This is a genomic window from Lacihabitans soyangensis (genome assembly GCF_024343775.1).
GTDB classification, from domain to species: Bacteria; Bacteroidota; Bacteroidia; order Cytophagales; family Spirosomataceae; genus Leadbetterella; species Leadbetterella soyangensis.
This window is the reverse complement of record NZ_RJUF01000108.1, coordinates 1-1,418: the sequence shown is the minus strand read 5'-3', so window position 1 is coordinate 1,418 and position 1,418 is coordinate 1. Positions and strand designations below refer to the sequence as shown.

The following is a 1,418-nucleotide window of genomic DNA, read 5'->3' as shown; positions in this document are numbered from 1 at the left end:
TCCTTTCGAATCTATCCAAAGCCGTGGCACTTATGGAACAACGCGTACTGTGCTTAAAAATCGCTACAGGCTGCACATTTGATTCTTCTTTGATGATTTCTAGTTGTTGAATTTCCGATAAATTATTCCAGTTCATATTCAATAAAGTGTTTCAAAAAACAACAAGTTTAATTAAGAATAGTTCAAAAAACGTAATTATCTATTAGTCTTACTCCACCCAAATGAGCCGCAACAATTATTGCTGTTTTCCTATTTTCGTTTAGTTCATCTATACTTTCTAAAGTCTCAAAATCAGCAATTTCATAGTATTCCAATTCAAACTCTGGAGACGCTCTGTAAAAATCTAAGACTTTGTTTTTGACAACAAATGCAGAATTGCCTTCCAAAAGTAGTTTCTTACCAAGAAGCATAGATTGGAAAATTTTCGGAGCACTAACTCTTGCTTCGGGCGAAAGTCTTCTGTTGCGAGAAGACATTGCCAAGCCATCTTTTTCTCTGATTGTATCACAAACCACCATTTTAAGGTCAAAACTCAAATCTGTAATAAGTCGATTAATCACAGCCACTTGCTGTATATCTTTTTGACCAAAATAGGCCTTATCTGGTTTAACGATATTGAACAACTTCGCAACCACTATACCCACCCCGTTGAAATGACCTGGTCTAAATTTGCCTTCCATGATATGCTCTAAATGCCCAAAATCTATTTTCAAAATAGGCAATGAAGGGTACATTTCTTCTGCCGAAGGAGCAAAAACCACGTCACATCCTGCTTCTTGTAACATTTTACAATCTTCATCAAGCGTTCTTGGGTATTTTTTGAGGTCATCAGGATTATTAAACTGAGTAGGATTTACAAAAATACTGCAAACCGTGAGCTCATTTTCAGCGATAGATTTCTTAACAAGAGCTATATGGCCTTCGTGCAAAGCTCCCATGGTTGGCACGAATCCAATCGATTTGGGATAATGACTTTTAAGATAATTCTGCGTATCAACTATTGATGTAAAAACCTTCATTTATGTTAAGTATGTTAATAATTACAAGCAATTAAGCATTTATATTGTAATTTTGCATGATTTTTAAATATTATGATTCTTAGATTAACAACTTTCTTCGTTCTAATTACTCAGTTGGCTTTTGCTCAGTTGAGCTCGAAACCAGACAGTTCGCTCACTCTCGAAGACTATTGGGAGGTAGACCTTACACCTATTACCGACCTCAACGAAATAGTAAGTTATATACACAACGACCCTTTCAATTTTCTATTTGTAAATAACATACCGGGGGGCAATCCGCTAGCAAGAGAAATATCGGTAAACTCGTTTTATGGTGGTCGATTTCATCCCATACACAAAGTAATGAAATTCCACAGAGGAATAGACCTACAAGGAATAGACGGAGAGCAAGTTATAGCC

At 36.1% G+C, this 1,418-nt stretch carries 2 protein-coding genes and 1 pseudogene; 1 reads left to right on the top strand and 2 read right to left on the bottom strand.

From position 1 onward, the window contains the following. Both EGI31_RS14690 and panC read right to left on the bottom strand, forming a co-directional pair. Nucleotides 1–136: monothiol bacilliredoxin BrxC family protein (locus EGI31_RS14690; RefSeq protein WP_255037938.1), on the bottom strand; the 136-nt coding region annotated here is incomplete at its 3' end. A 46-nt stretch (nt 137–182) separates the two neighbouring features. Beyond that, entirely contained in the window at nt 183–1,019 is an 837-nt protein-coding gene (panC, locus tag EGI31_RS14685; RefSeq protein ID WP_255037937.1) for a pantoate--beta-alanine ligase, read from the bottom strand. A 72-nt stretch (nt 1,020–1,091) separates the two neighbouring features. On the opposite strand from panC, the pseudogene EGI31_RS14680 reads away from it, so the two are divergent. Further along, a pseudogene (locus EGI31_RS14680) lies at nt 1,092–1,418 on the top strand (M23 family metallopeptidase); the annotation flags it as partial.